The following is a 16291-nucleotide window of genomic DNA, read 5'->3' on the forward strand; positions in this document are numbered from 1 at the left end:
AGCACCACCAGATCGTAGGCCGACCAGTCTTCGGCCGGATCGTCCCAGATGGCTTTGCGGATCTGCAGGCCCTGTTGCTGCAGGTAGCCCAGCAGCAGGTCGTTCTCGTTTTCGATCACCGAAAATTTCTCGGCGCTTTTATAGCACACGTAGGCAATGTTCATAAGCCAGAAAGGATAAGGGACTGGAAGCCAGGAAGCCCGCCTTCCAAGATCCAAACCGGCTGCAAAAGTAGCGCTAGTTTGCCAAAGAACGAATAGGCCGGCAGGGATTTCCGGCCGCAAATACATCGGCCGGAATATCTTTGGTCACCACCGAGCCGGCCCCGATCACCGTACGGTCGCCGATGGTGACGCCCGGGCAGATAATGGCCCCGCCGCCTACCCATACATGGCTGCCGATGGTAATGGGCTTGGCAAACTCCAGCCCGCTGGCGCGCTCCTGCCAGTCCAGGGGGTGGGTGGCGGTGTAGAGTTGTACATTGGGCGCAAATAGGGTATGGCTGCCGATGGTTACCTGCATTACATCCAGCACCACGCAGTTAAAATTAAAGAATACCTTATCCCCTACGGAGATGTTGCTGCCGTAATCGCAGTAAAAGGGGGGCTCGATCCAGAGGCCCTCCCCCTGCTGCCCAATGAGCTGCTGCAGGAGCTGGCGGCGCAGGGCTTCTTCGTCATCGCGCGAATCGTTGAGCTGCTTCACCAGCAGGCGGGTGCGCCGGCGCTCGGCCATCAGCTGGGGGTCCAGCGCGTTGTAGAGCTCACCGGCCAGCATTTTTTCTTTTTCTGTTTTCATAAGGGTAAGGTAAGGGGATTTCTAAGTACCAACCCGCCAAACGGAAAATGGTCTACACTGCAAGCGGAAATTCAGTCAAGCTTCTCCCTTCCTGATTTTGGCCCATTTGTTTTTACCCGCCGGTGCAAGGTAGTACCTTTGGTCTGGACTCTCTGGACAGGATGGATCCAGGTGATCCGGACTCAATTTCACAAGATACCGGAGGCACGCAGCGCTCAGGCGGATGACAAATTGCCTGCCAAAGCATTAAAATAAAAGTAACCCCCATGTACAAACGCCTACTCTTGTTCCTGCTGGCCGGCTTGCTGGCTGCCTGTAACGGTGCTGCGCCGGATTCGGTCCGGGACCTGCACCCCCTGAAGGAAACCGCCTGGTTTATGGACAGGGAAAACCTGCGGCTGCTGCAGCTCATGAACGAGCAGATAGAAACACAGGGCAACCGTCCCCGGGATGTAGCCGAACGCCAGAAAGCCGAAGGGCTGGTGGAGTTGCGAAAAGACTTCCTGCAGGGAAACCTGGAGGCAGCCGACTATACGGCGGCCCTGGCTCAGGCCTACCAGGGCTTTCAGCCTGAGGATACCGAATCCCTCATCCGCCTGCAGCAGCTGCAGGAGCGCAGCCGGGAGTCCGGCGATTCGCTGGCCTATCGGCAATTTCTGTTGCAGATCTTTCTGATTGAAAACAGCGTGCTGAATGAATACGCCCGCCGCCTGACACCCCGCAATGTGCTCCACCCCCCTTCCTGGCAGCTCATTAAGCCCATGGATACCCTTGCCCTGGGAGGGGTCTATGAATTTTCCATCATACCGAATGCCTATGATTTTACCACCACCCAGATCCGGCCAGACTCCAGCCTGAGCATTCGCCGCAACGGACAGGCCGTAGCAGTAAAAAACAAGCTGTGGCTGAAAAGTGGGGTGCTGCTGGGAGAGGTTCACCCCCTGGAAGCAGGGACCTACAACCTTTCAGGCAGCTTTGAAATGTACAACCCCCTGTTTGGGGTTCGCCTCCGCAGCGAATTTACCGATGCCTTTGTGGTGAAATGAGCCTAAGCACCATCTCCTTAAGCATGACCCCCTTGTTTGTACACAGATGAACCCATCTCCTGCTGACTGGCAATTCAGGCAACCTATCGCCCTGGTGCAGCTGCACCGGCGCTTGCTGGACTATGGCAAGGAATTGCGCTCGTTTGACGCCAGAAAGACGATCTCGCAGTGGCAGGAGCCCCTTTACTCCCGTTCGGGGCATGTGCAGGAAGGGGTTCTCTACCTGCCGCAGCTGATTGTGGAGCACCCCCAGTTTCAGCAGTGTACGTTCATCAGCCTGGAAGACCGGCATCAGGCCCAGGCCGAGCTGCCCGTGCTGGCTTCTCCCAGCTGCTACCAGCAACTGGAGCCGCAGCGCAATGCCTGCCTGGACCTGCGCCATCCCCGCTCCCTGCACATCTTTCAGCTGCGGGAGCAGGATGGAAAAATTGAGGTCCATCTGCAATGGGGGTATTTTGAGGTAGGCGAGCCCCGCCGGGACAACATAAAGCTGGCTGAGCTGGAAGCGGGAAAAAGTGTTGAAATAAAGATCAATGGCAAGCGGGATGCCTCCCTGAGCAGTCGCCGGGCCCGCACCTATCGGGAGCAGGCCTATATTTTTGAGCACCTGGGCCACTTTACACAAGCCAGGCTACTGCCCCCTTCGGCCCCGGCAGTAGCCAAGCAGCTGCCACAGGACCGCAAGCTGGTGGATCTGCTCAAGGTGCTGTATTGATGAGTGAGCCGGTAGACGCAGGTCCCTCTTTCTGCAGATGCGTAGTGAAGCCTTGTTTTCTCCCGGCAGGGTACCCCCTGCTAGGGCATAGGCCAGAGAAGCGTTTAATCCCTTGAAGCCTCTCCCCGATCTTCACTCAGCAAGCAAATGCCAAGATCGGTAGGCAGGGTCTCTTCAAAGAAGCCCAGCTCATTAAAGGTAAGTTCTGGAAAGTCATTGCCCCAGGCCACATCCACCATTTTGCCTCCCCATACGGCCCAGGCCTCATCGGGCATAGCAATCACGGTAAGTCCCTCAAAGGGAGCAGGCTCGTGCTGTTTCAGCAGCAGCACATCCTGGTAGAACAGGCCCACGGTTGCTTCATCATGGGCAAAGGCTTTTAGGATGTAGGTGAGTGTCTGCAGGCCGGGCATAGTGCCCTTCATCCAGAGCACCTCCTGCTCCAGCACCCAGAAGACCCCCTCGGGCAGCCGCTCCAGCTGCTCAAATCCATCCTCACTCCGCTGGTCTGCGGTCAGGTACCAGCTCCGGTAGCGTTCCAGTTCTTTCAGATGGGCTATTCTGGCCTGCTCCAGCTGTTGTAAGATCTCCTCGTGGTTCATCGGTTTGGGGGTTCTTGAGGCGTATGGGCAAAACTCAGACGCCGGCAGGTCTTAAGGGGTTTCCAGCCGGTATAGCAGCTGCTCAAACAGGTACTGGTTCAGGCGGCGGCGGCTGGCATCACTAAGCTCTTCGGCCGGTGCCAGGGCAAAGACCTGCTGCATGTTCTCCACAGCCTGCCGGAGTACCGCCTGCTCTACCCATAAAAAGCTGTGGCCTTGTTCGGTGCCGCTGCCGGGGGCCTGCTCGCTCACATACCAGCTATACTGGCGATTGGGCACAACCCCTGACTGGGCCAGGTGAATGCGGATGCTGGTAGCCGGCGTCTGGAGGCGCAACAGGGGCTTGCCCTGCGCATCGGCCAGGGTAAGGTAGTAGGGCCCCTCGCCCCCCAGCCACTCCAGCTGCAGCTCGGGCCCGACAAGCACCAGAGAATCGGCCGGGCTTTGGAGCATAAGCGCTTCGCCACGGGCTACTCCGGCTATGGGGGCATTGCGCTGCTGCTCGGGCTTTAGCTTGCTCTTGTTGATCTTTTTCCAGGCATAGGCCAGAAAAGCCGAGCCGGCATCGGGCTGGGGCTCGGCAAAACGTTTCTCTACTGCTGCATAAGTGTAGGTACCTGCCTTCTGCAGCAGCACATTACTGCCCTGCTGGTTAATGAGTACCACCCGGCTGTTGGCTTCCAGCAACAGTTTTTGCCCCCTGGCCAGGACACTCTCAGGTTGCAGGGCGTGCTGCTGCCCCTTCTCCAGCAGATAGGCCGTACCCTTTACATGGTACACATATACCTGCGCCTGAGCCATAAAACTGCCCAAGAGCAGCAAGAGAGAGATGAAAAAAGCTCGCATGCCGTTTTAATGATGATGGATAAAGTAGCTGTGGGTGCCCCGCTTCTTGTACAGATAGGCTGCCAGGGTTTCATAGAGGTAGAGCACATCAACCGATAGCAGCACGGCCAGCACCATAAGGGTAGTATTGATGCTGTAATTGGCATTGGCGTAAAACACTACCATGGCATAGACCAGAAAAATGCTGGTGAGCAGCTGCACCAGTTTGGCTACGGGGTGGTACCAGAGGTGCTGTTTCACAAAGAAGTACACGAACAGCAGGGTATGCAGGTAGCAGATGGCAAAGGCCAGCAGCAGCTCCAGCCAGAAGGGCATTTCGTTGATGTAATCACCCCGCAGAATCATGGAAATGATGTTGGCCTGAATGACCATGCCGTACATATCGGGCTTGCTGCGGCCCAGCTGCTCGGGGTTCAGGGGGGTAAAGTGCAGGTCTTCCATCACCCGCTTTTCGCCTACCTGCTCGCCCAGGTAGCCCAGCAGCACAATTTTGTTGGCCAGGGCGTTTTTTGCTACGCCTCCCGCCAGAATCTCGTCAGCTTCATAATGCACAAAGCGCTCCCAATCGCCGCTGTAATGGATCAGCTCGATCGACCGCTCCCTTTTCTTAAGCGCCTCAACAGCCTGGGGATCTACAGCTGCCGCCAGCCGGGTGGCCCAGCTTGTGTATTCGCTTTCGCCATGGCGGATAAAGGGCCTGAAGTGGCGGATGGTGGTATTGAGTGAATCCTCCCCTACCAGGTTCAGATAACCGCTCTGAGGCAGCGAGAAGAGCGAGGCCGAGCCCAGCACCTGCGGCGCCTCCAGCGGCTGTTCCCAAAGGTAATTGCCTGCCACCAGCCTGTCCCGGTTTAGCTGCAGGGCAGCCGCCAGCAGGCTATCCTCCTGCGGACTTTTCAGCTCCGGAAAGTACACATCCAGCCCAATGGCGGCCGGGGCATACCCATTCAGCACTTCCAGCAGCCCGGCCATGGTGGCCCGGTCGGCACTGCCAATGTTTACCAGCACAATGGCGGTATCTACCGAGCCGGGCTTGCCCCGCAGCTGGGAGTAGTACAGATCGGTATAGCGGAAGTCCTTTACAATCTCCTTCAGGGGATTAAGCGCCTTAATGTTCCAGGGCATCAGGGCCAGGGCCCCCATTACCACAAACACCAGCACAGTAGCCAGCAGGGCCTCCAGGTACAGTTTGCTCTCCTTCATCTCAGGCTTTGATTACAGCGGGCTTAATTGTTTGGCTTTATGGTAAAGACGGCATTTTGGATATGCACGGCATCGGGCGGCACATTGGTGGTAGCGGCCGAGCGGTGCTGTACATCTCCATTGCTCTTGAAGGAATCTTTGAACAGGGCTTCAAAGGGGTTTCCACTGTTTCTGGAATTGTTTTCCCCCCGGCTAACGAGGATGGACGACAGGTCCATGGGTTGCTCGGTGCTGATCAGCTTGAAGACCTCGGTGCCATAGGGAGCCCCCAGCTGGAAGATCTCCGGCAGCACTTTGGTCTCGCCGGCTTTGAGGAAGTAATCCTGCGCCTGGCGGTTTTGGCCGGGCACCAGGATGCTTACCTCATTTTCGGGCGTAAAGTCCAGAATGGAGAAGTAAGCTCCCCGATAGCCAGTACTTTTTACCCTGATCTGAAAATAATCGCCCTCTTTAAACACCAGATTGCCGGTGGCATCCCGCTTGCTGGCAGGATCCAGTGTTTTGTCTACCACCACCCGGCGGCCTTCTTTGCGTACGGTTACGGGTATCATTTCCATTTCCAGGGCAATATTATCCGAGCGGCTCTCCATATTCTTCAGAAATTTGGCCTGGGCTACGGAATGGATGGTGGTGATGAGCTGCTCTACGGTTACGGCCACTGCCTGCACGGGCTGGCGGTAGAGCACATGGTCCTGGGCGCTCATCACCTGCACCTCTTCGCCGCGGGCAAAGGCATTTCCGTTATCGATCACCAGATCGGGATTGGTACTTACCACTTTGATAAAAGGACGCTGTTTTATGGCTTGGGTAAGGGCTGTGTAAAGCTCCCCCTGCTGCATATCCAGCTTTACGCTCACCTCTAATTTGCCATGGTTTTTGCTGGTTACAAAGGCCCAGCTCTTTTGTGCCACCTCTTTGGCGATCGGTTTGTCAAAGCTTACATCAGCCGTTAGCATATCGGCATAGCTAACAGTACCCTTGCCAAGGGGGGTAGCCGTAGCCAGATTGCGGGTATCCATGGGGTAGAGCGTAATTTCCGATCCTTCGTTGAGTCCCAGCAGGGTACCGGCCGAAAGGGTCAGGTTTTTATCGTCCAGCCACTTGAGTACGGTATAATGCTGGGGCAGGGTAACGGTCTTGCCCTGGAATACCTGCACATTCATATTGCCTTCTATCTGCGGGGTCTGGCGGGGCGCCACAGCGGCCATTTCAAGCTTGATGCGGTCAAACAGGCTTTTGTGGGTGGTATTGGGACCACTGGCGCTCATGGCTTTGGCAAAGGCCCAGGAAAGGGACCCTACCCCTCTGCCCTGCTCATCAAAGGTTTCGAAGTTGAGCTCATGCGGGCTGGCGCCAAAGTAACAGATCATGGGCGCCAGGTTAGGCTTGTTGCTAACCAGATCATAGTTGCAGCTGTTGTCGGTACAGGTATTTTGGGGATTGTAGCCTTCGGGCGCCAGCACTTCCTGGGTGCCCCGGGCAACGGCCAGCCCACGGGTGCCGGTGCCCGAATGGCAGGCATCGATCACCACCAGCAGCTCGCCCTGCTTGCCTACTTTTTCCCGCACTCCGTCCAGCAGTCCGCCCAGCACTTCATCGCGCAGGTGATTTTCACCCTCGTACACACCTTTTATGTATTTTTTGGGTGCATCGTAGGGGACCAGGGCTTCGTCGAAGCCATCAAACTCATCGCCATTATCATCCATGATCTGCTGGCCATGGCCCGAAAAGTGGAACATGACAATATCGGTAGGCTTAACCCGCCCCTTCAGATCCTGCAGCTCCTTTACAATGCCCGCCCGGGTGGCCTGGGCATCGGTAATTACCTTGATGTGCTGATCCTTGAATCCCTGTTGCTGCAGGGCCGATTTGATCAGATCAATGTCGTTCAGAGAGCTGATCTTGCCCCAGCCCGTAGAAGGATCATAATCCCCCACAGCCACAATCAGGGCATGTTTGTTTTGGGCCTGTGCCCCCAGCAGCAGGCAGGAGAAAAGAGCGGTAAGCAGATACTTCATTGGGAAATTGGATTTCGATTAATACCAGAGCGTTTTTTTCAGGACATCTTCCTTGCTGGACAGCACATAGCGATTAATGCTCACATCGCTTTCGCTACCCCCTTCGGGCACATTGCAGAAGTCGAACACGCCCGAGAGGCCGGTAAGCTTCAGTACCGCCCCTATATCAGACAGTTTGGTAGTGGCGTACATGGTAGGATGATGTTCGTCCATGATCCCCCCGGCCAGGATCATGTACTTGCGCACCTGCGAGGGAGCTGCCAGCTTCTCCTGGAATTTTTTACCCCCATAGGCATACACATTATCGGCATTCTTCAGGTAAATGGCCGGCAGCGGGCTGTTCAGGTCTACCTCTACATTGGGCAGGGACCCCAGCACATAGCCGGCAATGGCCTCCAGCGCCCGGGGGCTCAGTTCCTGTCCGCTCAGGTTAATGGGGGCTTCGCCCTGAAACTGCAGGCTTACATTGGTGTTGGGTTTTACCCGTTCCAGCTCGCCCAGTACTTCTTCCAGGTTACGCACCGGCTGCTGGTTTACGGCAATGATGCGTTTGCCCATCATGGCCCGCAGGCGGGTTTCGGCCGGGGAGCCGGGCACCAGGCCGGTAAGTACCGGACCCCGCTCGTCAGACACCAGGCTGTTATTGCGGTAGGCAGATGATTCAGAGAATTCTACTCCCAGATAAGCCCGGCGCACCAGTCCCTTATTGGTGAGGATATCATCGGTAAGCTTGCTGGCAATCTTGGATTCCAGGGCAAAGTTGAGCTGCGACTGCCACAGCAGGCCACCGGCGGGCGATTCGGTAAAGTGGATCTGGGAGTTGATGCCCACCACCTCGCCGGCCTCGTTCACCAGCGGGCCGCCGCTGTTGCCCCAGATGAGGGTAGCGGTGGTCTGCAAAAAGCCAAACTTGCCGGTAAGGCCTCCGCGGGCCCGGTTTTTGGCACTGATAATGCCATCCGACACCGAATAGGGGAAATCACCCAGGGGATTGCCAATGGCATACACCTTTTCGCCGATGCGCGGCTCGGTGCTGCTGTATTTTAAGGCCACAATATCCTTGCCCGGCTGCGTTACAAACTCCAGCACGGCAAAGTCGTAAAAGGTATCCCCCCCTACGATCTTTACCTCATAGCGGGTCTGATCAATGGAATACACATAGATGCTGCCCGGATCTTTGGAGGCTTCCTGGATCACATGCGCATTGGTGATGATGTATTTTTTGCCCCCGCGCTCTATGACAAAGCCAGAGCCGGAGCCCCGGGCGCCGCTCAGGTCCAGGGCGCGGGTATAGGCCTGCTCCGATACGCTTGCCTCTCCCCGGAAGCCCAGCAGTACATGCAGGGGTTCGGCTTTATATACGGCCACCGTTACTACGCCGGAAAGGGTTTTTTCAATTACATCAGCAGTGCTTTGGGCATGGGCAGGCGTGTAGGCAACGCACAGCAGCAGCAGGAGAAGGGATAGCAGGGTTCTCATTTACAATACTCGGATTTTAGTTGTGCAGCGGGTAAAAAACCGTTGTCGATCGCCTTTTGAAGGTTATCGCAGATCTTTTCGGGTTGGTTTGTTTCGGAATAGAGCATGGCCAGGTTCACATACACATGGGCATAGGCCGGATCCAGCGCTATAGCCTGCAGGTAATCTGCCTCTGCAGCGGCGGTTTTTCCCTGCAGCTGCCGGGTGAGCCCCCGGTTATTATAGTAAAGCGGCAGCGGGTCCAGGGCAATGGCAGCACTATAGTCGGCCTCGGCACCGGGCAGGTCGTTCATTTTTTCCTTCACCAGCCCTCGCCGAAAATACGCCTCTACCAGACTGGGGTCCTTTTCAATGGCTTTGGTGAAGGCAGTGTGGGCTGCAGGTAAGTTTCGCTGCTGATACTGCTGTTTTCCCTCCTGCAGCAGGCTGGCCGGGCTGCCCTGCAGAAGCATAACAACATAAACAGCAAGGGACAATAACACGTTCATAATGAGTGGATTTTGGTTGTGAAGCAAGGAAGTAAAACGTAGTGTCTACCTCTTTATGCCACCACGGGCCGAATGTCATCAGCAAAGCACTTTATTGGTTTGCCTACAGAAACCGAGCTGCGCCAAAAGGTAAATTTACATTTTCTGTAGACAAAACGTTAGCCCTCTACTCAAATATTATTATCGGAAGATGTAATGTAATTCACCAATATTATTTTGCTCGTATCTAAGATAAAATATAGATTTGAGACGATTTTAATCCCGCTTTAATCCCTGTATGTTGCAGAATCAACCGTCTGCACTCGCAATCCCCATCCATTATCCAGTATCAGAACTCCGCAAGAAAAAAGGTGTGGCGGGCTGATGATGTATTACCGGAATTCGCATAAAGGGTACAAAGCATTCTAAAAGCAGAATTTATTTATCTACAAACCCCTAATTTCACATGAACACAAAAACCATTTTCCGCGCCCTATTGCTCATGCTGTTCTTTGCATTTGCCGGTACTCAGTTTTCAAATGCGCAGACAAAGCAGCCTGCCAGCCAGCAACAAAGAGGCGGTGGCGAAGCCAGCACAGCTACCAAAAGCAGAGGCGCGGACCCCGAAATCAAAGTAGCCAAGCCGCAGGGCAACGTAAAAGGCCAGCAGCCTGAGGGCTTTGTGCAGCCAATAAGAAAAAGGCGCCTACCCCCCGTGGTGATTATGATTACTGCTCTGTAGTAGTAGACAACTACACCTCCTGGTGGCTGGATGTGTATGTAGACGGTACCTACAGAGGCCAGGTAAGCCCCTGGGGTGATGACTATGTAAATGTGGGCGCCGGCAATACGAAAGTATACATCGTAGCTGAATTTACAGATGGCAGCCGCGTAACCTGGGGTCCTGTAACCAGAAGCTGCTATGACCAGTTTGACCTGACCATCCGCGAAGGTAGCTACACCTACCAGGCGCGCTAATACCGCAACTCTCACTAGAAAAGCCAGCTACCCGCTGGCTTTTCTTTTCTACCTGCCGCATCTTTGCTGCCCGGCACAATCCACTGCCTGAAACCACTACCCTTCTGTTATGAAACTACCCAAAACCCTGCAGCCCCTGCTGGCCCTGCTTTACCTGTTTGCCAGCGCCTGCACCAGCCTGCCGGTTGCCAATAAAACCGCCGGCGAACGGCTGGAAAGCAAGATCCTGAAACGCGCCCAACCCCTTGACTTCTCTGCACTGGATGTGCAGGAGGAGCGCAGCCGGGGCGCCCTGGCGCTGGCCCTGCTGGGCAAAGGCCTGCCCATAGCCGTAGAGGGCATTAAAACCCTGATCCGTAAAGACCAGGAAAAATACACCGCCAGCTACCAGCAGGTGAAGAGCAACCTGTACTTCTATGACAAGCCTTCGGCCATCAGCTCCCTTGACCCGCAAAACATCCAGTTTGGCGGCCTGGAGCTAACCCGCTACATTACCCCAAAAAAGACCAAACAGGAGGAGGTAGCCCTGCGCATGCGCTTTGAGCTGGCCGATGATCCGCAAAGCCTCTACAACCTGCTGAACAACTCGCTCTTTCAGCTGCGCCTGAGTGAGCTTGACCTCAACTATGCCAAGGCCAAAATTCCGGCCGCCCGCTGGTACATGCCCTGGACGCTGATCTATGCCAATAATGACAAGCTGAACCTGGACATTGCCATTACCTTTTACGCTTCCTGGATCAGCGAGCAGGGACAGATCCACAACAACGAAAAACTGGGGCTTGCCCTGCTTACCCTGCGGGATATTCCCATTAACAACCCCCAGGCACTGGAGAATTACCAGAACAAGCTGCGCAACACCACCCTGGATGGCTACTTTTACCTGGTGCCCCGTTCGGCCGGCAGCTATGTAAGCGCCAACAAGGAAATTGCGAAGGGCTTTGGCCAGGGGGTATACTCGGTAGATATCAGCGTAACCGAATCGGGCCGGGAGAAATTTGTGAACCGCATCATCTTTGATAATGTAGATGATGCCCTGGACAAGTTGCCCAAAGCCCTTAACCTGCAATAGCCGCTGGCAGGGGGAGCCCCCTGCACCGGATTCCATATATTCGCTTTTTTCCCTACTTTTATCAGGTGCCCTTTTTAAGAAGGGCCCGTATAGTACCCTCACCCGTTCACTATGTCTGCACCCGGTACCGCCAGCAGTCTGGAAGAAGACAGGCTACTGCTGGAACAAGTAAAAAGTGGCCAGGAAGCTCCCCTTGTTGAGCTCTACCGCCGGCTTAAGCCCGAGTTTGTCTACTGGCTGTCCTCTAATTACAGCCTGCCCTTTGAAACGGCCGAAGAGATCTTTCAGCTGGTAATGGTGCTGTTTTATGAGAATGTGATGAACCAGAAGCTCAGCGAGCTCAACAGCAGCCTCAAGACCTACCTCTTTGCCATTGGCAAGAACAAGGCCCTTGAATTTCAGCGCAAAAAGCAGAAAATTTCCTTTATGGAAGACCTGAGCGTGTACCACGACCGAGCCGATGAGGCGATGGAAGAGCAGGAACTGGAGCTTCAGAAGGAAACTACCCTGCAGCAGGTGGCCCGGGCCATGGAAGCGCTCAATGAGGGCTGCCGCAAGATCATCAGCTTGTTTTATTACAACAAGTCCTCTATGCGGGACATTATGGCCGCCATGGGCTATGCGACCGAAGCCGTGGCCCGCAACCAACGCTATCGCTGTGTGCAAAAGCTCAAAACCTTACTGCAAGCCTCATGACAACGCCAACCAGCGACGAGCTATACGACGCCTACTACCGCCAGGAGCTGTCCGCCGCCGATAAAGCTGCCTTTGAAGCCCGCCTACAAACGGATACGGACTTTGCAGCGGGCTATGCCGAATTTACCCGCCTTACGGCCGGCATACAGTATTACAACCGCATGCGGCTGGTGCAGGCCTTTAAAGAGGCCGATGCCCGGCAGGAGCCTGCCTCCCCCCTCACCTTCAGACGGGAAGAGGATACCCCCAAAAACGTTCCCCTATACCGCCGCGGCTGGATGCTGGCGGCAGCAGTAGTGCTGCTACTAGCCATGGCCGGAGCCCTGTTTTTGCTGGCTGACCGCAGCAGCGCCCCCGATCTGTATGCCGCCTACTATACCCCCCTGGCCCAGCTGGAGCTGGCGCACCCCCGGGGTGAAGATGAGAGCGCTGAGTTGAAGCAGCAGGCCGCCGCTGCCTATCAGCAGGCCGACTACCCCACAAGCCTGCAGCTGCTGGAAAAGGCCCGCCAGCTTGCCGGAGCCGATGGCGAACTCCTCTTTCTGCAGGGACTTAACCTGCTGGCACTGGAGCGCTATGCCGAGGCCGAGCAGGCGCTGCTACAGGCCAGGGAGTTCCGCTTCCGGCAGCAGCAGGACGCCCGCTGGTACCTGGCGCTAGCCTATCTGGCGCAGGAGAAGCGCCCGGAGGCCCGCCAGACGCTGGAAACCCTGCAGCAGAATGACGGCCCCTACCAAACCCAGTCCACAGAATTACTCCGACGCCTGGAGCAGGAGTAATGCCCTGAGGCACCCCTACCTACAGCTATCCCTGAGAGCCGGTATCCCCTACCGGCTCTTTTTTTTTAAGATTTTTTTCGCCTGACGGATGACATATCCCCTGTGTGCACATCAAGAGCTATAACACTTTAAATCCTACGGTCATGAAATTTTCGCTTATGTCACTTCTGCTTACCGCTGCCCTGAGCCTGGGCTATATTCATGAGAGCACTGCCACAGGTATTCGCTTTGAAACGGACTGGAATGGGGCCGTGCAACGCGCCAAACGGGAAAACAAACTACTGTTTGTAGATTTTTACGCTACCTGGTGCGGCCCTTGTGTCTACATGTCGGAGCGGGTATTTACCGATAAGGAGGTGGGTAACTACTTCAACCAGCACTACATTTCGGTAAAGATCGATGCTGAAAAAGAAGAGCAGGCCCTGGTGGAAAAGATCCAGCTGGAGGCCTACCCCACCCTGGTGTTCTTTGACCCCAATCAGGAAATCATCTACAAAAAAGTAGGGTCGATGTCGGCCCCCGAGCTCATCAGCATGGGCCGGCAGGTAAAGGATTTTCGCAGCCTGGGCAAGAATCCGGACCTGAAGAAAATGAGCCAGCCGGAGCTTACTACCTACTTGAGCATGCTCAGGGAGCAGGACTTTGCCCGGGCCAGAGACATAGCAGAGGGTCTGCTGAAAGGGGTCTCGAATGCAGAGCTGGCTGGTGAATTCAACCTCTTTCTGCTGACCAAGTTCGTGTATGACCCTGCCCATACCCGCTTTCAGTACCTGATGGCCAATCTGAGCAGCTTCAGGGAGCAGGAGGAGGTAGTGAGCCCCTACATCGAAGCCGTGCTGGATACGCTGATGGAACGGGCCGTGGCCCAACGGAACACCCGCCTGCTGGAGCAATATGCCACCATCTACCATAGCTACAGCCAGGCCTTTGAAGAAGGTGCTTTTGACCTCCGCTACGCCCAGCTCCGTAGCAAATCGCTCTACTACCTGGGCATTGGCAATCCCGCCAGGGGCAAAGACTACTACCGCCAGCTGGTAGAAGGCTATCACTCCTCTGATGCAGAATCGCTCATCTCCGCGCTGCTTACCTGGCTTGACCAGGCAGAGACCGAGGAAGATAAGCAGGTGGCGCTGGACTGGGCAAAAAAAGCCTATGTGCTTGATAAAAACTTTTACACCTGCTACCTGCTGGCCCACACCATACAGGATGTTGACAGGGCAGCAGCCAGGCGCTACAACCGGGAAGCCCTGGAACTGGCCCATGATGAGGACACCCGCAACTGGGCCACCCGGCAGGGCAGCGAGCTTTAGGAGTGATAGACGCGTTGAGGAGGTAAACAGGTGTTGGTGTTGAGGGGAAAACCGCCTGCAGTTCATAGCCTGCAGGCGGTTGTTTTTGAGTGGGAACCGCTTGGCCACTATGCCAATTAATCAAATTTTTCAATTAATTTTACCGTATTCTGCCGATCTATGAAGCCTCAGTTTTCCTCTCCTCTTCTGCTTGTATTTGCTGCGTGCCTCACGGCCTGCTGCTCGCTTGGCTTAGGTGATTGTGAAGATGCCCTGGCCGGCTGCACCGATCCCAACTCCTTTAATTACAACCCTGCAGCCACCACATCAGACAATTCCTGTATTGACATGCGCGGCTGCAGCGGCTTTGTTACCGGCATGACCAACTCAGGTAGCATTACCAACACGCTGCAAAACGCCTACTGGGACCAGAAGATGAGCGAAGAGTATGCCATCCAGCAGCAGTTTTTCTCCTGCTGCCCTACGCGCCTCCACATTCTGCTGGAACCGAATGCCCGCCAGAAGAATGCCTATGTGCCCTATGCCGAGGCGGCCATATATTTTGGCCACCATATGTTTTATTATACCATAAGCCAGTATGGCGAGCTGGCCGTAGCCGGCGTACTGGCCCATGAATTTGGCCACAGTACGCAGAATTACTTTGGCTGGCAAACCCGGGATATGTACTCAGAGCTGGAAGCGGATGCCTGGAGTGGCTTTTACATGGCCCTGAACAAGCAATGGGCCTGGAGCCAGATTCAGGGCTATTACAGCAATGTCTATGCTGCCGGCGACTACAACTTTAACTCCCCCAGCCACCACGGCACCCAGCAGGAGCGGCTGGCCAGTGCTTACCTGGGCGTAGAAACGGCGGTGGCGCTTCTGCAGTCGGGCACGGCTATGTCGTATCAGCAGCTGCACCAGCACTTTCTGAACCAGATTCGCACCCATATAGCCCCCCGCAACGGACGCCAGACCGGCCTCTTTGCCGAGGTGCAGTATCCCAAGAACCTGAGCCGGGCCTACATCCAATCCCTCTTTCCCTTTGCCGAATAGGCCTATCGCCGGCGCCTGCCCCCTCGCCTTCTTTCAGCCTGCCTTATGAAACACCCCCTTCTTACCCTTGCCTTTCTGCTGCTGCTCTCCCTGGGCAGTAGTGCGCAGAACCATCAGCTCCTTCTCAACCGGGGGCACAACAGGCCCATCCGCAAGATTCTCTTTGTAGGGGATGGCTCCCGCACTGTATCGGCAGACCAGGGCGGCAAGCTTGTGCTGTGGGACATGAACCTGAACCTGGTGCTCCATTCCCAGCAGCCGCTCAATACCGACATCCGGCAGATGCAGCTGCTGGGCGATTCGCTGCTGGTGATCTGTGGCGATTACGGTCTGGAGAGCTACCGGCTTGGCAGCGGCAGCCTGGAGAAACAGGACAGCTTTGTCTACCCCTATGCCGCCTGTATGCAGGTGCAGCCAGACCACTGGAAAGTAGCCAACAGCAGCGGCCAAATCCTGTCCCTGAAACAGGGACCTGAGGGTCTCTATCCCACAGACACCCTCACTACCCAAACCGAAGGGCTCTTCTGGTTTCGTGTGCTCAGAGACAAGCTGTATACCATTGGCCTGCATACCCATCAAGTACTTTCCCTCAGTGGCCGGGAGCTTTACCGGGGCCGGGCCCAGGCGCTGGCCTATGATTACAGCTGGAATGACAAAACACAGCAGCTGGTGGCTACCGGCGAAAACAAGCTGGTGGTTTTTGAGCTCACCAGCAAGAAGATTCTGACTAAAACAATCAGGCTGGAGGGGCTGGCGCTTTCGGTAAACTGGCTCTCTGATACCGAGCTGATGGCAGGCACCAATACCGGCACCCTTTACCAGCTACAGCTTGCCAGGGGAACCAGCCGGCGCCTGCTGCCGCAGGCGCCTGGCCGTTCGTTTACCGCCCTGGCCGTACAGCAGAACATGCTGGCCATTGGTGACTTCAGAGGGCAGCTGGAGGTACGGCTTCGGAACGATCTGGAGAAGATCCTGCAGCTGGCAGCAGACGAGGCAGGCCAGATCACCAAACTGCAGTTTTGCCCTCGGGCAATTATCTGGCCATGGCCAGCCACGATGCCTATGGCGCCCCCTAAGCTGCTGGGACCTGCGCAAGGCCCGCATCATCTCCACGGCCACCGTACCGGCTCAGGCTAGTTATGACCTCCGCTTTGATGCCGATGAACAGGCACTAACCAGCCGGCACCAGGACCAGGGCCTGTACCGCCTGCACCTGCTGGAAAAGAACAAGCTGGATACGCTGGAACGCC

17 protein-coding genes are annotated in these 16291 nt (G+C 55.7%); 10 read left to right on the top strand and 7 right to left on the bottom strand.

The features are described 5' to 3' along the window. Positions 1–237: 237 nt before the first annotated feature. The gene (locus ADICEAN_RS07685; RefSeq protein WP_009195000.1) at positions 238–798 is read right to left on the bottom strand and encodes a sugar O-acetyltransferase; all 561 of its coding nucleotides are present in this window, start codon (positions 796–798) and stop codon (positions 238–240) included. Positions 799–1064: 266 nt separating this feature from the next. Between ADICEAN_RS07685 and ADICEAN_RS07690 the strand changes: the two genes are divergently transcribed. Together ADICEAN_RS07690 and ADICEAN_RS07695 are read left to right on the top strand one after the other, a co-directional pair. Further along, complete coding sequence (locus ADICEAN_RS07690) at positions 1065–1844, top strand: hypothetical protein (RefSeq protein WP_009195001.1); 780 nt, start codon at positions 1065–1067, stop codon at positions 1842–1844. Between the two features lie 46 nt (positions 1845–1890). Then, positions 1891–2559 (top strand): hypothetical protein, encoded by a 669-nt coding sequence (locus ADICEAN_RS07695; RefSeq protein WP_009195002.1) that lies wholly within the window; start codon positions 1891–1893, stop codon positions 2557–2559. A gap of 104 nt (positions 2560–2663) precedes the next feature. Here ADICEAN_RS07695 and ADICEAN_RS07700 read toward each other — a convergent pair whose 3' ends face one another. The 6 genes from ADICEAN_RS07700 to ADICEAN_RS21060 are packed head-to-tail and all read right to left on the bottom strand — an operon-like array spanning position 2664 to position 9195. After that, entirely contained in the window at positions 2664–3161 is a 498-nt protein-coding gene (locus ADICEAN_RS07700; protein ID WP_009195003.1) for a hypothetical protein, read from the bottom strand. A 51-nt stretch (positions 3162–3212) separates the two neighbouring features. Further along, positions 3213–4007 (bottom strand): hypothetical protein, encoded by a 795-nt coding sequence (locus ADICEAN_RS07705; RefSeq protein WP_040396524.1) that lies wholly within the window; start codon positions 4005–4007, stop codon positions 3213–3215. Positions 4008–4013: 6 nt separating this feature from the next. Next, on the bottom strand, positions 4014–5210 hold the full coding sequence (locus ADICEAN_RS07710) for a CHASE2 domain-containing protein (RefSeq protein WP_009195005.1): 1197 nt from the start codon (positions 5208–5210) through the stop codon (positions 4014–4016). Between the two features lie 23 nt (positions 5211–5233). After that, entirely contained in the window at positions 5234–7228 is a 1995-nt protein-coding gene (locus ADICEAN_RS21050) for a caspase family protein (RefSeq protein ID WP_009195006.1), read from the bottom strand. Positions 7229–7246: 18 nt separating this feature from the next. Continuing rightward, positions 7247–8707, bottom strand: a complete 1461-nt coding sequence (locus tag ADICEAN_RS21055; RefSeq protein WP_009195007.1) for a S1C family serine protease — start codon at positions 8705–8707, stop codon at positions 7247–7249. Next, entirely contained in the window at positions 8704–9195 is a 492-nt protein-coding gene (locus tag ADICEAN_RS21060; protein ID WP_009195008.1) for a tetratricopeptide repeat protein, read from the bottom strand. Before ADICEAN_RS21060 ends, ADICEAN_RS21055 begins: the two co-directional genes overlap by 4 nt. A 445-nt stretch (positions 9196–9640) precedes the next feature. Between ADICEAN_RS21060 and ADICEAN_RS07730 the strand changes: the two genes are divergently transcribed. The 8 genes from ADICEAN_RS07730 to ADICEAN_RS07765 all read left to right on the top strand — a co-directional run bounded on the left by ADICEAN_RS07730 (position 9641) and on the right by ADICEAN_RS07765 (position 16178). Further along, positions 9641–9916: a hypothetical protein gene (locus ADICEAN_RS07730; protein WP_009195009.1), complete on the top strand. Its 276-nt coding sequence runs from the start codon at positions 9641–9643 to the stop codon at positions 9914–9916. 32 nt (positions 9917–9948) lie between these two features. Beyond that, positions 9949–10152 carry a hypothetical protein gene (locus ADICEAN_RS07735; RefSeq protein ID WP_009195010.1) on the top strand — a complete coding sequence of 68 codons (204 nt, stop codon included), beginning with the start codon at positions 9949–9951 and terminating at the stop codon, positions 10150–10152. A gap of 109 nt (positions 10153–10261) precedes the next feature. Further along, complete coding sequence (locus ADICEAN_RS07740; RefSeq protein WP_009195011.1) at positions 10262–11221, top strand: hypothetical protein; 960 nt, start codon at positions 10262–10264, stop codon at positions 11219–11221. A 111-nt stretch (positions 11222–11332) separates the two neighbouring features. Next, positions 11333–11917 carry an RNA polymerase sigma factor gene (locus ADICEAN_RS21065; protein ID WP_009195012.1) on the top strand — a complete coding sequence of 195 codons (585 nt, stop codon included), beginning with the start codon at positions 11333–11335 and terminating at the stop codon, positions 11915–11917. Further along, positions 11914–12696, top strand: a complete 783-nt coding sequence (locus ADICEAN_RS07750; protein ID WP_009195013.1) for a hypothetical protein — start codon at positions 11914–11916, stop codon at positions 12694–12696. The genes ADICEAN_RS21065 and ADICEAN_RS07750 overlap by 4 nt, the downstream gene beginning before the upstream one ends. A gap of 143 nt (positions 12697–12839) precedes the next feature. Continuing rightward, positions 12840–14006 carry a thioredoxin family protein gene (locus ADICEAN_RS21070; RefSeq protein WP_009195014.1) on the top strand — a complete coding sequence of 389 codons (1167 nt, stop codon included), beginning with the start codon at positions 12840–12842 and terminating at the stop codon, positions 14004–14006. Positions 14007–14165: 159 nt separating this feature from the next. After that, the gene (locus tag ADICEAN_RS07760) at positions 14166–15041 is read left to right on the top strand and encodes a M48 family metalloprotease (protein WP_009195015.1); all 876 of its coding nucleotides are present in this window, start codon (positions 14166–14168) and stop codon (positions 15039–15041) included. 45 nt (positions 15042–15086) lie between these two features. Beyond that, on the top strand, positions 15087–16178 hold the full coding sequence (locus tag ADICEAN_RS07765; protein ID WP_009195016.1) for a hypothetical protein: 1092 nt from the start codon (positions 15087–15089) through the stop codon (positions 16176–16178). Positions 16179–16291 lie beyond the last annotated feature (113 nt).

Origin of the sequence: Cesiribacter andamanensis AMV16 (genome assembly GCF_000348925.1) — a bacterium.
Taxonomy (GTDB): domain Bacteria; phylum Bacteroidota; class Bacteroidia; order Cytophagales; family Cyclobacteriaceae; genus Cesiribacter; species Cesiribacter andamanensis.

Bases quoted from the DNA above. Each gene is read 5' to 3' on its own strand.
- ADICEAN_RS07685 (WP_009195000.1), bottom strand. From the start codon at position 798: ATGAAAACAGAAAAAGAAAAAATGCTGGCCGGTGAGCTCTACAACGCG.
- ADICEAN_RS07690 (WP_009195001.1), top strand. From the start codon at position 1,065: ATGTACAAACGCCTACTCTTGTTCCTGCTGGCCGGCTTGCTGGCTGCC.
- ADICEAN_RS07695 (WP_009195002.1), top strand. From the start codon at position 1,891: ATGAACCCATCTCCTGCTGACTGGCAATTCAGGCAACCTATCGCCCTG.
- ADICEAN_RS07700 (WP_009195003.1), bottom strand. From the start codon at position 3,161: ATGAACCACGAGGAGATCTTACAACAGCTGGAGCAGGCCAGAATAGCC.
- ADICEAN_RS07705 (WP_040396524.1), bottom strand. From the start codon at position 4,007: ATGCGAGCTTTTTTCATCTCTCTCTTGCTGCTCTTGGGCAGTTTTATG.
- ADICEAN_RS07710 (WP_009195005.1), bottom strand. From the start codon at position 5,210: ATGAAGGAGAGCAAACTGTACCTGGAGGCCCTGCTGGCTACTGTGCTG.
- ADICEAN_RS21050 (WP_009195006.1), bottom strand. From the start codon at position 7,228: ATGAAGTATCTGCTTACCGCTCTTTTCTCCTGCCTGCTGCTGGGGGCA.
- ADICEAN_RS21055 (WP_009195007.1), bottom strand. From the start codon at position 8,707: ATGAGAACCCTGCTATCCCTTCTCCTGCTGCTGCTGTGCGTTGCCTAC.
- ADICEAN_RS21060 (WP_009195008.1), bottom strand. From the start codon at position 9,195: ATGAACGTGTTATTGTCCCTTGCTGTTTATGTTGTTATGCTTCTGCAG.
- ADICEAN_RS07730 (WP_009195009.1), top strand. From the start codon at position 9,641: ATGAACACAAAAACCATTTTCCGCGCCCTATTGCTCATGCTGTTCTTT.
- ADICEAN_RS07740 (WP_009195011.1), top strand. From the start codon at position 10,262: ATGAAACTACCCAAAACCCTGCAGCCCCTGCTGGCCCTGCTTTACCTG.
- ADICEAN_RS21065 (WP_009195012.1), top strand. From the start codon at position 11,333: ATGTCTGCACCCGGTACCGCCAGCAGTCTGGAAGAAGACAGGCTACTG.
- ADICEAN_RS07750 (WP_009195013.1), top strand. From the start codon at position 11,914: ATGACAACGCCAACCAGCGACGAGCTATACGACGCCTACTACCGCCAG.
- ADICEAN_RS21070 (WP_009195014.1), top strand. From the start codon at position 12,840: ATGAAATTTTCGCTTATGTCACTTCTGCTTACCGCTGCCCTGAGCCTG.
- ADICEAN_RS07760 (WP_009195015.1), top strand. From the start codon at position 14,166: ATGAAGCCTCAGTTTTCCTCTCCTCTTCTGCTTGTATTTGCTGCGTGC.
- ADICEAN_RS07765 (WP_009195016.1), top strand. From the start codon at position 15,087: ATGAAACACCCCCTTCTTACCCTTGCCTTTCTGCTGCTGCTCTCCCTG.